This window comes from Rhodococcus sp. 06-418-5, assembly GCF_002258285.1.
GTDB lineage: Bacteria > Actinomycetota > Actinomycetes > Mycobacteriales > Mycobacteriaceae > Rhodococcoides.
In genome coordinates, this window is sequence record NZ_NOYE01000005.1 from 1 (window position 1) to 16,068 (window position 16,068).

The 16,068-nt window shown below is 64.9% G+C and carries 16 protein-coding genes and 1 pseudogene; 10 read left to right on the top strand and 7 right to left on the bottom strand.

What is annotated here, in order from left to right; translation table 11 throughout:
• From CH274_RS29565 to phoU, 4 genes and pseudogenes are all read left to right on the top strand, one after another.
• Positions 1-169: pseudogene (locus tag CH274_RS29565) on the top strand (acyl-ACP desaturase); the annotation flags it as partial.
• Positions 170-291: 122 nt separating this feature from the next.
• On the top strand, positions 292-1,431 hold the full coding sequence (gene dusB / locus CH274_RS01065; protein WP_032395893.1) for a tRNA dihydrouridine synthase DusB: 1,140 nt from the start codon (positions 292-294) through the stop codon (positions 1,429-1,431).
• Between the two features lie 118 nt (positions 1,432-1,549).
• Positions 1,550-3,472 carry an LCP family protein gene (locus CH274_RS01070; protein WP_094656565.1) on the top strand — a complete coding sequence of 641 codons (1,923 nt, stop codon included), beginning with the start codon at positions 1,550-1,552 and terminating at the stop codon, positions 3,470-3,472.
• A gap of 66 nt (positions 3,473-3,538) precedes the next feature.
• Positions 3,539-4,213, top strand: a complete 675-nt coding sequence (phoU, locus tag CH274_RS01075) for a phosphate signaling complex protein PhoU (RefSeq protein WP_032395895.1) — start codon at positions 3,539-3,541, stop codon at positions 4,211-4,213.
• A 134-nt stretch (positions 4,214-4,347) separates the two neighbouring features.
• Here phoU and pstB read toward each other — a convergent pair whose 3' ends face one another.
• The 6 genes from pstB to CH274_RS01105 all read right to left on the bottom strand — a co-directional run bounded on the left by pstB (position 4,348) and on the right by CH274_RS01105 (position 10,169).
• The gene (pstB, locus tag CH274_RS01080) at positions 4,348-5,124 is read right to left on the bottom strand and encodes a phosphate ABC transporter ATP-binding protein PstB (protein ID WP_032395896.1); all 777 of its coding nucleotides are present in this window, start codon (positions 5,122-5,124) and stop codon (positions 4,348-4,350) included.
• A gap of 37 nt (positions 5,125-5,161) precedes the next feature.
• Positions 5,162-6,070, bottom strand: coding sequence for a phosphate ABC transporter permease PstA (gene pstA, locus CH274_RS01085; RefSeq protein ID WP_032395897.1), 909 nt, complete (start codon positions 6,068-6,070; stop codon positions 5,162-5,164).
• A 3-nt stretch (positions 6,071-6,073) separates the two neighbouring features.
• Entirely contained in the window at positions 6,074-7,111 is a 1,038-nt protein-coding gene (gene pstC, locus CH274_RS01090; protein WP_045196637.1) for a phosphate ABC transporter permease subunit PstC, read from the bottom strand.
• An 87-nt stretch (positions 7,112-7,198) separates the two neighbouring features.
• Complete coding sequence (gene pstS, locus CH274_RS01095; protein WP_032395899.1) at positions 7,199-8,299, bottom strand: phosphate ABC transporter substrate-binding protein PstS; 1,101 nt, start codon at positions 8,297-8,299, stop codon at positions 7,199-7,201.
• 202 nt (positions 8,300-8,501) lie between these two features.
• Positions 8,502-9,407, bottom strand: coding sequence for a mycothiol synthase (gene mshD, locus CH274_RS01100; RefSeq protein WP_094656566.1), 906 nt, complete (start codon positions 9,405-9,407; stop codon positions 8,502-8,504).
• On the bottom strand, positions 9,408-10,169 hold the full coding sequence (locus CH274_RS01105; RefSeq protein ID WP_032395901.1) for a winged helix-turn-helix transcriptional regulator: 762 nt from the start codon (positions 10,167-10,169) through the stop codon (positions 9,408-9,410).
• 130 nt (positions 10,170-10,299) lie between these two features.
• Between CH274_RS01105 and CH274_RS01110 the strand changes: the two genes are divergently transcribed.
• From CH274_RS01110 to CH274_RS01130, 5 genes are all read left to right on the top strand, one after another.
• Positions 10,300-11,079 carry an LmeA family phospholipid-binding protein gene (locus tag CH274_RS01110; RefSeq protein ID WP_094656567.1) on the top strand — a complete coding sequence of 260 codons (780 nt, stop codon included), beginning with the start codon at positions 10,300-10,302 and terminating at the stop codon, positions 11,077-11,079.
• Positions 11,076-11,495, top strand: coding sequence for a thioredoxin family protein (locus tag CH274_RS01115; RefSeq protein WP_032395903.1), 420 nt, complete (start codon positions 11,076-11,078; stop codon positions 11,493-11,495). Before CH274_RS01110 ends, CH274_RS01115 begins: the two co-directional genes overlap by 4 nt.
• Before the next feature lie 253 nt (positions 11,496-11,748).
• Positions 11,749-12,234 (top strand): DUF4395 domain-containing protein, encoded by a 486-nt coding sequence (locus CH274_RS01120; protein ID WP_032396296.1) that lies wholly within the window; start codon positions 11,749-11,751, stop codon positions 12,232-12,234.
• A gap of 38 nt (positions 12,235-12,272) precedes the next feature.
• Positions 12,273-13,109, top strand: coding sequence for a sulfurtransferase (locus tag CH274_RS01125; protein WP_094645710.1), 837 nt, complete (start codon positions 12,273-12,275; stop codon positions 13,107-13,109).
• Between the two features lies 1 nt (position 13,110).
• Positions 13,111-13,416, top strand: a complete 306-nt coding sequence (locus CH274_RS01130) for a DUF1416 domain-containing protein (RefSeq protein ID WP_032395905.1) — start codon at positions 13,111-13,113, stop codon at positions 13,414-13,416.
• A 78-nt stretch (positions 13,417-13,494) separates the two neighbouring features.
• On the opposite strand, the gene CH274_RS01135 is transcribed toward CH274_RS01130, so the two are convergent.
• The gene (locus CH274_RS01135; RefSeq protein WP_256993448.1) at positions 13,495-14,949 is read right to left on the bottom strand and encodes a cutinase family protein; all 1,455 of its coding nucleotides are present in this window, start codon (positions 14,947-14,949) and stop codon (positions 13,495-13,497) included.
• A gap of 418 nt (positions 14,950-15,367) precedes the next feature.
• Here CH274_RS01135 and CH274_RS01140 point away from each other — a divergent pair, with 418 nt between their 5' ends.
• Positions 15,368-16,009 (top strand): FABP family protein, encoded by a 642-nt coding sequence (locus CH274_RS01140; RefSeq protein WP_045200287.1) that lies wholly within the window; start codon positions 15,368-15,370, stop codon positions 16,007-16,009.
• Positions 16,010-16,068: the final 59 nt, after the last annotated feature.

The following is a 16,068-nucleotide window of genomic DNA, read 5'->3' on the forward strand; positions in this document are numbered from 1 at the left end:
CAAGTGGAGCGTGTTCGAGCGCAACGACTTCACCGGCCGCGGCGAGAACAAGCGCGAGGAACTCGCCGCGTTCCTCGAAGACCTCGAGCGTCAGGCCACCAAGTTCGAGGAGATGCGCGATCGCTCCCTCGCCCGCGAACGCGCGAAGGCCGAAGCACGCGCGTCGTAAGCTCAGATCGGCTGGTGTGCCCGGTACCGACTTCGGTGCCGGGCACCACTGTTTTCGGGCCGTCGCTCTCGGCCCACCGCTGTCACCATGATCACGTTCCCTCCGTTCCAAAGGCTTCTCTCATGACACTGCAGATCGGCTCGCTGGAGTTGGCCAGCCCCGTCGTCCTGGCACCGATGGCCGGCGTCACCAATGTGGCGTTCCGCACGCTGTGCAGGGAGCAGGAGTTGCAGCGGGCGGGCAGTACCTCGGGTCTGTACGTGTGCGAGATGGTCACCGCACGCGCGCTCGTCGAACGCCAGCCGGCGACGATGCACATGACGACCTTCGGCCCCACCGAAACCCCGCGGTCGCTGCAGCTCTACACCGTCGATCCGGACACCACGTACGACGCGGCGAAGATGATCGTCGACGACGATCTGGCCGACCACATCGACATGAACTTCGGCTGCCCGGTTCCGAAAGTCACCCGAAAGGGCGGCGGTGCTGCGCTGCCCTACAAGCGGAACCTGTTCGGTCGTATCGTCGCTGCGGCCGTCAAGGCGACCGAGGGCACCGACATTCCCGTCACCGTCAAGTTCCGCGTCGGCATCGACGAGAACCACCACACTCATCTCGATGCAGGTCGAATCGCCGCAGGCGAGGGCGCGGCGGCAGTGGCACTGCACGCCAGAACTGCCTCTCAGCGTTACTCCGGCACTGCCGACTGGAACGAGATCGCGCGACTGAAGGAACACGTCTCCGGCATCCCGGTACTGGGCAACGGCGACATCTTCTCGGCGTCCGATGCGGTTCGCATGATGGCGGAGACCGGGTGCGACGGCGTCGTCGTCGGGCGTGGTTGCCTGGGTCGGCCCTGGCTGTTCGCAGAACTCAGCGCCCGCCTGAACGGCAGGCCCGAACCCACTCCACCGACCCTCGGCGAGGTGGCCACCATCATCGCCCGGCATGCCGAGCTGCTCGCTCAGCATCATGGTGAGAGCAAGGGTCTGCGCGAGCTGCGCAAGCATGTGTCCTGGTATCTCCGCGGGTTCCCGGCGGGGTCGGATCTTCGGGTCTCGATGGCGTTGGTGTCCACTCTCGGCGAACTGGACGACCTTCTGGCGCAACTCGATCCGACCGTTCCGTTTCCCAAGGACGCCGAAGGCCCCCGTGGTCGGCAGGGCTCGCCGGGCGCGGTTGCGTTGCCGGACGGTTGGCTCGACGACCCGGAGGACGTCTGCGTTCCTGCCGGTGCCGATCTGATGCATTCCGGCGGCTGATTCGCGGCTGACCAGCAGCCCACCTCGCACGAGTGGACCATGCCGCTCGAGTCAGTACTATGGCTGGGATTGCCGAGTTGACGGCGCGTGCGTGTGATGGAAGGCCAGGTTCGAATTCGTGGGAGACGATCGAGAGTCGGGCCCGTCTGTGCCCGAGGGTCGCGCCCCATGGGAGCGCCCGCTGTCTTCAATCGGACGTTCCGGACAGCGCCCACCTCGCTCCGAACGTCCTGCAACACCGGACGCAGAGCAACCACCGCAGCCCGGAGACAGCGGCAGGCTCGGCAAACGATCACCGCGTAACGCCGACACCGTCTCGGTCGCCGAGTTGGTGGACAAGATGTCGCGCTCGGGATCGATGCGGCGGGTGCCTGACGAACGTCCCGAAGTCGAAGAGCCGACCGAGGTCATCGCCCCCATCACCGATTCCACTCCCTCGCCTGCCCGGGCAGTGCCGCCGACTCCGCCGCCGCATGCGGCACCGGAACCGGTGGGCGCGCCCGCAGCGGATCGACCGACTCTGACGCGGTTGGCGATGAGTCGGGTACGTCGCCGCCGTCGGGTACGGATGATCGGCCGGAGCCTGGTCTCCCTCGTCGCGATCCTGGCCGTGGCCTTGACCGGAGTGGTGTGGGGATACCTACGCAACACCGATCAAGGATTTCTCCAGGTCGCCGCTCTCGATCCCGATTCGACCGACGTCGTCGACGCCGCAGGCCAGTACGGTGACGAGACGTACCTGATCGTGGGCACCGACACCCGCGCCGGGGCCAGCGGCGAGGTGGGAGCCGGAACCGTCGCCGACGCCGAGGGATCGCGCTCGGACACCGTCATGTTGGTCAACATCCCTGCCGACCGCAGTCGCGTCGTCGCGGTGTCCTTCCCCCGCGACCTCGACGTGACGCGGCCGGAGTGCGAGCAGTTCGACAACATCACCAATACCTACACCGGGGAGATGTTCCCCGAGGCCTACGGCGACAAGCTCAACGCCACCTACGCCCTCGGCGGCCCGAAGTGTCTGGTCAAGACCATCCAGAAGATCTCGGGCCTGCGTATCGGACACTTCGTCGGGATGGACTTCGCCGGGTTCGAGTCCATGGTCGACGAGGTCGGCGGCGTCGAGGTCTGCACCGCGCAACCCCTGTTCGACTACGAACTCGGAAATGTCCTTCCCAACGTCGGAACACAACGTATCGACGGCCGCACCGCGCTGAACTACGTTCGGGCCCGCAACGTCGAGTCCGAGGGCAACGGCGACTACGGCCGCATCAAGCGACAGCAGCGTTTCCTGTCGTCGCTGCTGCGGTCCGCGCTCTCGAACAACGTGCTGCTCGATCCCGGCAAGCTCAACGGGTTCGTCAACGCGTTCACCTCGGACACGTTCGTGGAGAACGTCAAGACTCAGGACCTGGTGACACTGGGACGCTCGCTGCAGAACGTGGACGCCGGCGCGGTCACCTTCCTGACCATCCCCACCACCGGCACCAACGACTACGGCAACGAGATCCCGAACGACGACGCGATCGGTGCGATCTTCCAGGCCATCATCGACGACGCTCCGTTGCCCGGCGAGGAACGAGCGGAGCCGGTGACACCCGAATCATCCGCACCTGCCGCCGTCCCCGACGCGCCACTGTTGGCCGTGGACCCGTCGACCGTGTCGATTCAGGTGTCCAACGCATCCGACATCGCCGGGATGGCGCAGACGGCGTCCGACGAACTCGCGGTCTACGGATTCCAGATCCTGACGGTCGGCAACTTCTCGGGCACCGCAGCGCAGACCGTGGTGCGCTACTCCCAGGATCAGGAAGCCGCCGCTGCGACGGTCGCGTCGGCGATTCCCGGCGCCGCCATCGAGTTGGCACCGAGCCTGAACAATGTCGTCGAGGTCGTGCTCGGCTCGAACTATCCCGGATACACCCAGTACCCGACGGCGTTCGGTACCGAAATCGATCCCACTCAGGTGGAAGGAACCACCCAGAGTGCGCCCCTTCCGGAGGATCTCTCGTACACCAACGCGGCCGACGACACGTGCGCCTGACTTCATTCATGCTCCGTTAACCCTCGGGACAGGGAACTGGTCGGTGTGAGCTACTAAACTTCGCTCATGCGCGTCGCCTACAACGAACAGATGAACGAGCTTGCCGATCTCCTCGGAGAGATGGCGAGCCTGGCTGGTGCGGCCATGGAAAAGGCCACTCAGTCCCTCCTTCAAGCAGACCTGGTGCTCGCCGAGCAGGTCATTTCCGAACACGACAGGATCACCGAGCTCAGCGCGGTGTGCGAGGAGAAGGCCTTCACCCTTCTCGCCTTGCAGGCTCCGGTCGCAGGCGATCTCCGTTCGGTGGTGGCCGGCATTCAGATCGTTGCCGACATCGACCGTATGGGCGCGCTCGCACTGCACGTTGCCAAGATCACCCGCCGCAGGCACCCGAACCACGCCCTCCCCGAGGTCGTCAACGGGTACTTCGCCGAGATGGGTCGCCTCGCCGTCCAGATCGGCGCGTCGGCTCGTGAGGTCCTCGAGACCCGCGATCCCGAGCGCGCTGCCAAGCTGCAGGAGGAGGACGAGGCGATGGACGATCTGCACCGTCACCTCTTCACGGTGTTGATGGACCGCGAGTGGAGCCACGGGGTCGCTGCTGCGGTGGACGTGACCCTGCTCGGCCGCTTCTACGAGCGGTTCGCCGACCACGCCGTCGAGGTCGGCCGTCGAGTGATCTTCCTGGTGACGGGTGAGCTGCCCATCGACCTGAGCCACAACAACATCCCCACCTCGTAGGCCTGCCCTCGTCGAGAACCGAGTAGTGCTGCGCTGCAACGCTACTCGGCTCTCGCATCGGGACAACGAGCGCAGATGTCGAAGAAGCCCCCGCCGAGCCTGTGCTCAGCGGGGGCTTCTTCGTTCGTGTGTGGTTATCCGAAGCGGCCGGAGATGTAGTCCTCGGTGGCCTTCTGCGTCGGGTTGGAGAAGATCTTCTCGGTGTCGTCGATCTCGATGAGCTTGCCGGGCTTGCCGGTCGCCTCGAGGTTGAAGAAGCCGGTCTGGTCGCTCACACGGGCGGCCTGCTGCATGTTGTGCGTGACGATCACGATCGTGAAGTCCTGCTTGAGTTCCTGGATCAGGTCCTCGATGGCGAGGGTGGAGATGGGGTCAAGAGCCGAGCACGGCTCGTCCATCAGCAGGACGTCGGGAGAGACGGCGATCGCGCGAGCGATGCACAGACGCTGCTGCTGACCGCCGGAGAGGCCACCACCGGGCTTGTCGAGGCGATCCTTGACCTCGTTCCAGAGGTTCGCCCCCTTGAGCGAGCGCTCGGCGATCTCGTCGAGTTCCTTCTTGCCGCGGCCGCCCTGCAACTTCAGGCCCGCAACGACGTTGTCCCGGATCGACATCGTCGGGAACGGGTTGGGGCGCTGGAAGACCATGCCGATGGTGCGACGCACACCCACGGGGTCGACGCCGCTGCCGTAGATGTCCTCGCCGTCGAGCAGCACCGAACCCTCGACGCGCGCACCCGGGGTGACTTCGTGCATACGGTTCAGCGAACGCAGGACGGTCGACTTACCGCAGCCGGACGGCCCGATGAACGCGGTGACGCTGCGCGGCGGTACGGCCAGAGTGACGTCGGAGACGGCGTGAAACTTGCCGTAGTAGATGTTGACGTCCTTGAGATCGAGACGCTTTGCCATGTTCTTCGTTCCTTAGAATTCGCTGGAGTCGGGTGGGTCAGAAGTTCTTGGGCGAGAAGAACTTCGAGACCAACTTCGCGCCGATGTTGAGTATTGCGACGATCAGGATCAGCGTCAGGGCTGCTCCCCACATGCGCTCAGCGGTGAGCACGCCGGTTCCTGCTTTCTGCAGGTCGACCATCATGAGCGGCAGAGACGTCTGCGGCCCGGAGAAGATGTTGAAGTTGATGGCGGTGGCCGATCCCACCAGGATCAGCACCGGTGCCGTCTCGCCCATGACTCGGGCCAGGGCGAGCATGATGCCGGTGACGATGCCGGACAGGGCCGTGGGAATGACGATCTTGGCGATGGTCTTCCACTTCGGGACGCCAAGGGCGTAGGACGCCTCGCGCAGGTCTTGCGGGACGATGCGCAGCATTTCCTCGGCCGAGCGCACGATCACGGGGATCATCAGGAGCACAAGGGCGAATGCGACGGCGACACCGGAGCGCTGGAATCCGAAGGTGGCGATCCACAGTGCGTAGATGAACAGGGCCGCGACGATCGACGGAACACCGGTCAGAATGTCGACCATGAAGGTCGTCACTCGAGCCAGTCGTGTACCGGCCCCGTACTCGACGAGGTAGATGGCGACGAAGATGCCGATCGGGATGGAGATGATGGCGCAGAACAGTCCTTGCAGGAGTGTTCCGACGATGGCGTGGTAAGCGCCGCCGCCTGCGATGAACTGGGTGACGCCGGCCTGCGAGTTCTGCCACCAGGTGGGCGAGACCACGGCGGACAGACCGCGTGAGATCACCGTGTAGAGCACCCAGATGAGCGGTACGAGTGCGACGAGAACCGAGAGGCTGACGAGGATCGTCGCCGTGAGGTTGGACGCTTTACGCCGTGCGCTGACGCCCTGGAACGTCGGTTCCTTGACGGGCTTGTCCATGGTTGCGGTCACGGGTCAGTCCTTCTTTCCGGCGATGGCGGCGCGGGCACCGGCGTTGACGACGAAGGTGAGGATGAAGAGCACCAGACCCGCGGCGATGTAGGCACCGGCTTGGAGCGGGTTGTTGAACTCGCCCGCGGCCAGCGCGATCTTCGTGGCAAACGTGGAACCGCCGTCGAACAATGTTCCGCCGAACGTTGCCTGAGTGCTGCGGATGATGATGTAGAGCGCGATGGTCTCACCGAGTGCACGACCGAGACCGAGCATGGAGCCGCTGACGTAGCCGGACTTTCCGAACGGAATGACCGTGGTGCGCACGACCTCCCAGCGGGTGGCTCCGAGGGCGAGAGCTGCTTCGATCTGCCCCTTCGGCGTCTGCATGAAGACCTCGCGGGTCACCGCGGCGATGATCGGCAGGATCATGACCGCGAGCACGATGCCACCGGTGAAGATGGTGCCACCGCCTGCGATGGAGACCGAGCCGGTGCCGAAGAGCGGGAACCAACCCAGGTTGGCGTTCAGCCACTCTGCGAACGGGCTGATGGCGGGCGCGAGGACGTACAGGCCCCAGAGGCCGAAGACGATCGACGGAACTGCGGCCAGGAGATCGATGACGTAACCGAGCGGTCCCGCGACTCGCTTGGGTGCGTAGTTCGTCAGGTAGATGGCGATGCCGAGTGCGACAGGCATCGCGAGGATCAGCGCGAAGAGAGACACCGTGACGGTGACCAGGAAAAGATCGAGAACGCCGAACACCATGGCCGAGGTGTTGGAGGTGTCCCACGCGCCGTTGTAGGTCAGGAAGTTGACCGTGTTGTTCGACAGTGAAGGGATGGCACGCCAGAGCAAGAAGATGCCCACGGCGGCGATCAGGGCGATGATGAAGATGCCCGAGCCCGTGGCGAGGCCGGAGAAGATCCTGTCACCGGGACGTGTGACGGTCCCCGTCTTGTTCTTGTCTGACAATTGTGGTTCTTCCGGTTTGTGCGCGGCACCCGCGGTGGGCACGGTAGCCGCAGAGGGGACGCCGGTCATCGAGTGGGTGTCGCTCATACCGCTCACTGTCTCGTGTGGAGGTCGAGGACGGTCCTGCTTCGGCTCGCGTTGCCACGAGCCGAAGCAGGGTTACGTCTCATTGAATCAGGCGATTGCTTCGATAGCGGTGGTCAGACGCTCCTTGAAGGACTCGGGGAGCGGCACGTAGCCGGCTTCCTCGAGGCCCTGCTGACCCTCGTTGGCTGCGCTGAGCAGGAACGACTTGACTGCTGCCGAGGTCTCGGGGTCGTACCCCGCCGAGCAGACGATCTCGTAGGTGGCGAGAACCAACGGGTAGGTCTCGGCCTCGTTGCTGGCGTACAGCGCGTCGATGTCGATGACGAGGTCGTTGCCCTCGCCGGAGAACGTTGCCGCGTCGATGGCTGCGGCAGCCGACTCGGTGGTGAGCTCGACCGGTCCGTTGCCGAAGTCGACGGCAGCCGTGCCGAGGCTCTCCTGATCGGCGAAGCCCTTCTCGACGTAGGTGACCGAGCCGGGGGTGGCCGCGACGGCCTGGGCCACGCCCGAGGATCCGTTGGCACCTTCGCCGACGCCGCCGGCCCAGTCGGAGCTGTGGTTCAGGGTCCACGCCTCGGGAGCCGAAGCGGCGAGGAAGCGCTGGAAGTTGTCGCTGGTGCCCGAGGAATCGGAGCGGTAGACGGGGGTGACCGCGGTGGCCGGCAGGTCGACGCCCTCGTTGAGTGCGGCGATGGCAGGATCGTTCCAGGTGGTGATCTGGCCGGTGAACATGCGCGCGATGACGTCCGGGTTCAGCGCGATGTTGTCGACACCGTCGAGGTTGTAGGCCACGGCGACCGGTCCGAAGACCAGCGGAAGGTTCCACGCCGGGTTGCTGTCGCAGCGGGTGGCCGCCTCGACTGCCTGCTCGTCCTTGATCGCGGAGTCGGAGCCGGCGAAGTCGACCAGTCCGGCGACGAACTGCGTTCGGCCGTTACCCGAGCCGCTGGTGGTGTACTCGACTGCCTTGCCGGCACACACGCCGGAGTAGATCGAGGTGAAGTTGGACATTGCGTTCTGCTGCGCGGACGAGCCTTCGCCGGTCAGCGGGGATTTGCCCTCGCAGGTAGCCGAGGAGTCGGATGCGCCGTCCGTGGTGGCGACGTTGGCGTCGCTACCACATGCGGTCAGCAACATGGCACTGATGGCCACTGCACTCATGAGAGCACCGTTGCGCTTGAGGTTCACCTGTTTCCTCCGGGGAATCTGTAGGCCGTGTCCACGGCTCGGACCTGAGCGGCCGCGCTGTGACTGTGTGGGTGCCGGCTCCGAAAGAAACCTCGCACCAGGCGACGTAGGTTGTCGCCCATCGAGAAAGGTAAGGGCAGGTGGTAGACGTTTACCCCCGCATAGGTGAACGGGAGATGAACACCGCAGTCGGTGTGTCCGTTCACGCACTGCGCGCGTATGCGGCATCCACGTGGTAGTTCTCGAAGCCCAGCTTGGTGTACGTGTGCACGGCAGCGGTGTTGTCGGCCTCGACGTAGAGCATGATCTGGCCCAGTTCTCTGCTGCGTAGATAGTGCAGGCCGGCCAGCGTCAGCACCCGCCCCAGACCACGACCCTGCGACTGCGGGTCGATTCCGACCACGTACACCTCGCCGATGGCCGGTTCCGCACCCTCGGCCCGGTGGACCTTCGTCCAGTGGAAACCGAGGAGGCGGTCACTGCCCTCCTCGAACGCCAGGAACAGGCCCGCCGGATCGAACCACGATTCTTCTCGCCGTGCGTCGATGTCGCGATCGGTCCAGCCACCCTGTTCGGGATGCCACGAGAAGGCCGCATTGTTCACACGCAGCAGCTCGGCGTCGTCCTGATGCCCCCGATAGGTTCGGAGTGTAATACCTTCCGGCACAACAACATCCGGAAGATCGGGATGCCCGGACGAGCGACGCATCTGGAGCAACTCGCGAACCACCTGCAGCCCGAGCGCCGCAGCGACGGACCGTGCGGCGGGCAGATTGCCGTGCGCCCAGATACGGGTATCGGAGCCGACATCGAGTGCGCGAGAAACCAATTCGCGCCCGACACCGTGACCGCGGAAGGAAGGGTCGACGACGGCCTCGGCCATCCCGTCGGCGATTCCGACGTAGCCCACCACACGATCGTCCTCGGTCGCGACGAACCGAACGACCTCGTCGCCGTCGTCGACGGCCTTCACGGCCTGCTCCGACAAGGGCGCAGTGCCGTCGGCTTCCGTTGCGCGCGAAAGGATTCGATGAATCTCGTAGGAAACTCGGGAAGACGGTGCTCCGCCGTCGATCGAATGGACGTCGAAGGCAGGATCCGAACTCATCTACGAGAGCGTACTCTCTTGCTCGAACTCGAAATCCGCATCGTCGGAATCCCCGCCGGCAGCGTCCGATGCCACCGGTCCACCCTTGGCATTGCGCGCCGGACGAACAGCCTTGTATCCCACGTTCCGCACGGTTCCGATGAGCGACTCGTACTCGGTACCGAGCTTGGCGCGGAGGCGTCGAACATGGACGTCGACGGTGCGCGTACCACCGAAGAAGTCGTAGCCCCACACTTCCTGCAGGAGCTGGGCGCGAGTGAAGACCCGGCCCGCATGCTGAGCCAGATACTTCAGCAGCTCGAATTCCTTGTAGGTCAGATCGAGCGGACGGCCTCGTAGACGCGCGGTGTACGTGCCTTCGTCGATGACCAGTTCGCCGAGGGTGATCTTGCCCGAGGTCTCCGGGCTGGCAACTCCCCCGCTACGGCCGACCAGCAACCGCAGTCGAGCGTCGAGCTCCGCGGGGCCGGTGCCGGGAAGCAGGATGTCGTCGAGGCCCCAATCGGAGTTCACCGCGACGAGTCCGCCCTCGGTGAGAACTGCCACGACGGGGATGGCCGATCCGGTACTCCCCAGCAGACGACACAGACCACGAGCAGCAGCGAGATCGGTGCGCGCGTCGACCAGTGCGATGTCTGCCGAACCGGCTTCGAGAAGCGAGGACACCTCGGTGGGCACCGGGCGTACGTGATGCGCCAGGAGAGCGAGGGACGGCAGAACGCCCTCCGGATGGGGATCGGAGGTCAGTAGTAGGAGCTCCACTGCGTCTCCATTCTTACTGCTGGCCGGTCCAGCCCAGGCTGGATTGGAGTGATCGTCAAGGACACAGACTAGCTTGTCCGTACAACCGGCCGAAGAGGGCAGTACGCGATCCGTCGGTCACAATGGACCCGTGCGCACACTTCTCATCGGACTCGCCAGCCTGCTGGCCCTCGCGCTCGTGGTCGATTTCGGCGCAGCGGCCTACTCGGAGTACCGGGTCTCCCGCGCGATCCGAGCGGGCGGTGAGCTCACCTCGGACCCTCAGGTGATCGTGCACGGCTTCCCGTTCCTCACCCAGGCGGCGGACGGCCGCTATCAGAACATCGAGATCCGAGCGCAGGACGTGCCGACCGACTACGTCGGCTCGACGACGATCGAGGCCAATCTCCGCGGCGTGCACATCGCGCTGTCCGACCTGATCGACAACAACGTTCGAGCGATCCCGGTGGACGAGCTCGACGGCCGCGTCCGTATCGAGGCGACGGACCTCGGCCGGTTCCTCGGCATCGTCGACCTGCAGGTTTCCGCCCCGCCGGCCGACAAGTCGGACGGTACCGGCGGTTCCGGTGGGTCGGGCAAGACCACGACCGGTGGCGTCGTGCTGACCGGAACGGTTCCGGTCGGCCCCCTCGAGACGACGGTGAGCGTCAAGGCCGACCTGTTGCTCGAAGGTGACAGCGTCGCCATCGTGGCGTCGGACTTCTATTTCGGCCCGGAGGGTCAGGCAGATTTCTCGATCCCCGATTTCGCCGAGCCCACGGTGCTGGGACTGTTCACCAAGACCATCGAGCGTCAGAACCTGCCCTTCGGGCTCCTCCCGACCGACGTCTACGCGGAGGGCTCGCAGATCGTCATCGAAGGGTCGGGCGAGAACGTGACCATCGACCTCAACGAGATCGAGAAGCCGTGACAGGGATCACAGTTCTGGTCGTCGTGGCGATACTGGCCGTCGCCACCGGATTGTTTCTCCGCAGCCGATCGGGTGCAGTGCGGGCAGTGCGTACCACCGAATCCGAGACCGACGCTCTGTACCCACTTCTGCTCGACGCGGGTGCCGCGACCGACTCCGCGACGGTGCTGCACTTCTCGGCGGACTGGTGCGGACCGTGCGCAGCTGTGCGACGCGTCGTCGGGCAGGTGTTGGACGGGCGAAACGACGCTCGGGAACTCGAACTCGACATCGACGCCCATCCGATCCTCGCCCGCGAGCTGGGCGTGCTGTCACTGCCCACGACGTTCGTCCTCGACAGCGCATTGCAACGGCGCTCCAGAATCGCGGGGGTGCCGTCCGCTGCGGCGCTACGGTCCGCGCTCGACAACCTCTGACCGGCCCTCCCGAGACCGACGGTAGGACCCGACGCTGGTAACGGGTAGGATGCTCTTCGTGTTCTCCCGCCGCGAGCTGATGCTCACCAGTCGACGCACAGTTGATCTGTGCCGACTGGGCGGTTGTTGCTGTCGCTGCTGCTGATTTCCTTCTGCCGCCACGCCCATGCGTGATGTCCGGCCCGATGATCGAAATCCACGTCCGAGCACTGCCCATGCGGCGTGCCCCGGCCTCGCACAGGAGTACATCTCGATGTCGACACCCGACACCAGAACCACCACCGACACCACCGTCGACCAGGTCGATGTTCGCGGACCGCGCTTCGCCGCATGGATCACCACCGCCGTCCTGGTCCTCGTTCTCGTCCTCACCACGTTCTCGGTCCCCGCGGCGGCGATCCTGCTCGGGTTACAGGCGATCGTGTTCGGAATCGGAGCCGTCCGCGGACCCAAACACAGTCCGTACGGCACGATCTACGCGACATTCGTCGCACCGAGGCTGTCCCCCACCAGTGAACGCGAGCCGGTGGCACCGTTGAAGTTCGCTCAACTGGTGGGCTTCGTGTTCGCCGCCGTCGGAGTTCTCGGCTTCGCGCTCGGCGCTCCCGTCGTCGGCACCGTGGCCACGGGCTTCGCGTTGTTCGCGGCCTTCCTCAACGCCGCATTCGCGGTATGCCTCGGCTGCATGATCTACCCCCTCGCTGCGCGACTGCGCACCACCTCGCGCACCACTGCTTGACCTACACCGATCCATAGAGAAACACCGAAAGGAACACCATGGCTCGCTCCGACGTCCTGGTCTCTGCCGACTGGGCCGAGCAGAACCTGAACGCACCGAAGACCGTCTTCGTCGAGGTCGACGAAGACGCAAGCGCCTACGACGGCGGACACATCGAAGGTGCGATCAAGCTCGACTGGCGCAAGGACCTGCAGGACCCGGTTCGCCGCGACTTCCTGAACCAGGAACAGTTCTCGGACCTGCTGTCGGCCAAGGGCATCAGCAACGACGACACCGTCGTCCTGTACGGCGGAAACAACAACTGGTTCGCCGCCTACGCCTACTGGTACTTCAAGCTGTACGGACACAAGGACGTCAAGCTCATCGACGGTGGCCGCAAGAAGTGGGAGCTCGACGGCCGCGCGCTGTCCAAGGACGTCGTCAGCCGTGAGACCACGCAGTACCGAGCCGAGGCACCCGACCTGTCGATCCGCGCGTTCCGCGACGAGGTCATCGACGCCATCGGCAACAAGAACCTGATCGACGTGCGTTCGCCCGACGAGTTCTCGGGCAAGATCCTCGCCCCGGCTCACCTTCCGCAGGAACAGGCGCAGCAGCGTGGCCACGTGCCGTCTGCGATCAACATCCCGTGGAGCACGACCGCCAACGAGGACGGCACGTTCAAGTCCGACGAAGCGCTCGAAGAGCTGTACAAGACCAAGGGCTACGACGACAGCAAGGCCACCATCGCCTACTGCCGCATCGGCGAGCGTTCGAGCCACACCTGGTTCGTCCTCAAGGAGCTTCTGGGCAAGGAAGACGTCAAGAACTACGACGGCAGCTGGGTCGAATACGGCTCTCTCGTCGGAGCACCCATCGAGCTGGAGGTTCGCTGATATGTGTGGAGCACCCGTGCAAGGCCAGACCATCCCCGCAGGCGTCGACGTCGAGAAGGAGACGGTCATCACCGGCCGCGTCCTCGCAGGCGACGGTGAGCCCGTAGCCGGGGCTTTCGTGCGTCTGCTCGACGGCAGCGGCGAATTCACCGCAGAGGTCGTCGCGTCGGGCACCGGAGACTTCCGGTTCTTCGCCGCCCCCGGACAGTGGACGCTGCGTGCACTGTCGGCATCGGGCAACGGCGACACCGTCATCGCTCCCGACGGCGCAGGCGTGCACTCGGCGAACGTCACCGTCGGAGTCTGATTCCGCCCGTTCGTATCTCACGAGAAAACCCCCGCACCTGCTCGCAGGTGCGGGGGTTTTTCGCTCTTCCGGAGGCCTCTAGTTGGGAACGGGTGCCGGGGCCGCCGGATCGGGAACCGTCGAGTACTGCGGCGGGAACATCCCTTCCGGTACCGGAATTCCCTGGGACTCGAGGAACGCGCCGAGATCGCTGATCTGGGTGACCGTCCCCGGCTCCGGCAGCAATCGAGGTTCGGCCGGGGCCTCGGCGGGCGAGTCCTGCGGTGCGGCGGTGTCGGGAGCAGGTGCTTGTTTCTTCTCGCGCTCGGTGCGGGCGAGGTCCGTCACCCACGCGACGATCTTCTCGCTCTCCCACTCGTAACCGTCGTTGGGGTCGTTGTACCAGTACGACAGGTGCTGCAGGAATCCGAGCAGCAGGTACGGCCCGAGTACGACGTCGGCGATGCCCTTGTTGTTCTCGACCATTCCTTCGCCCTCGGCGCGCAGCTTGGCCTCGACGGTGTCCGCACCCGGCCCGAGTGCCCAGTTGAGGTCGGCGAGCAGCTGGTCGGGGGACAGAGCCGCCACCGCCTTGGCGTCGTCGACCTGATACTGCTGGTCGGACACCTTCACCAGGACCTGTAGCAGCGTTTCGTCCGATTCGAGCCACGACTTGTTCGTCGCGATGTCGACGATCGCACGAGTGGCGATCGTGGCCACCGTCCGGGCGAAATCGGCCACCGTCTGAACGGGGTTGAGCAGGGTGAAGCGCATCTGGCCCAGAACCCCCAGGGCCAGCTGCAGCAGTTCGATCTTGTCGGGCGCATCGCACGAGAGATCCCAGGGTCGGCACGACCAGGTGACCTTGTCGGTCAACGTTCCGTAGTCCCGTGGCGACTGGTCCATGAATCCACCGAGTGACTCGCCGGGCTCGTCATCGAAATTCGGCACCCCGGCCGGCCGGTACGGCGATCCGACCATCATCACTCCGGCAATATCGTCGGCGGTGACCAGCGCGTCGGGATCGCGGTGACCGATCTCGACGGCCATCCGGTCGAGTATCTCGCCGCCGACGCTGTACCCGACCAGAACGAACTTCGTCCTGTCACCGCACTTGGTCTTGTACTCGTCCATCAGACGATTCGTCGACGCGATGCCTTCGGCGATGGTGTTCTGATAGGTCGAAACGTCGTCGAGCACACCGACGCCGTACGTCGATGCGTAGGGAACGTACAGCCAGCCGACCGTGCCCGGGCTGCCTGCATTGACCTCACCGGTGGGAACCGTGACGTTGCCGACCCAGTTCGACGCCACCGTCGACGATTCCTCGTTCAGAGGATTGCGCCCCGAATCCGAGTCGGTGGCACCGGACACGGCGAGCATCAACACATCCGGGCAGTCCTGCGCGTAATTGTTGGGGTCGATGTTCGGGCCCTGCGACGACCCGAAGTCGGACGAGCCGGAATCCGCCGATCCCGAATCCGGGGCGGCGAGCGCGGCTGCCGGTGCGGCAAGAGCCAACGCCAGTGCACACACCGCGGATTTGAACGACACGGATCCGAACGACGATGTCCGTTTACGACGCAGCATTGTTACGGAGACCTCCCCAGCCTTCGACAGAACACAGTGAAAAACGTCGAGCCCTCGCCCTCGAGCACCCGACGCCCCCCGAAGAAGGTACCTGCTCGCCGGGCTTTCTCCATCAATACGAGTGATCCAGCGCACTGACGGCCCCGAAGTTGGGTAGATGTCACCAAGGACACAGCCCGGATTCGGGCCGCTGTTCTCGACGACGATCGCAGCGGGTTAAACTCGCTCTCGTGGTCATCTTCTTCGAGGTATTGCTGGCGCTTGCGGCAGTAGCCATCATCGCGTTTTCGCTGTATGTCGTCTACCGACTGGTCAACGACGAATCGTGACAGAACCGGTTGCGGGTCGACCCGGCAGTGCTGACGAGGGGCTCGATACCCCCATCACCAGTGGCGACGAAGCAATAGCGGCTGCCGAGCAGAAGTTCGCCGACGCGTCGACGCGGAACGTTCCGGTCCTGCCGGACATCCCGCATCCCGACGACACGGCCAACCTCCGCCTCGGCCCCGATCTGCACCCGTCGATGCTCGCTCTGTTGCCTCTCGTCGGCGTGTGGCGCGGTGAAGGCGAAGGACACGACCCCGAGTCCGGTACCGACTACCCCTTCGGTCAGCAGATCGTCGTCACCCACGACGGCGGTAGCTACCTGAGCTGGGAATCACGTTCGTGGCGACTCGATTCCGACGGTAACTTCGCACACCCCGATCTCCGCGAAACCGGGTTCTGGCGCATGAGCGGTGGCAACGGGCTCAAGGGTTCCGAGGACGAAGAGGTCGTCGAGCTGTTGCTGACACACAGCACCGGCGTCGTCGAACTGTATTACGGCCATGCACTCACCAAGTCGTCCTGGGAACTGGCCACCGATGTCGTCATCCGTAGCACATCGGGTGCGTTGGTCGGAGGGGCCAAGCGGCTCTACGGCATTGTCGAAGGCGGGGATCTCGCGTACGTCGAAGAACGAGTCGTCGCCGACGGCCCATTGGCACCGCGGTTGTCCGCGCGCCTGACTCGTTACATCGGCTGACTCTTCAGCACTACCCACTGCACGCGAACGGCCCCCGAGCCATACCTGATGTCAGGTCC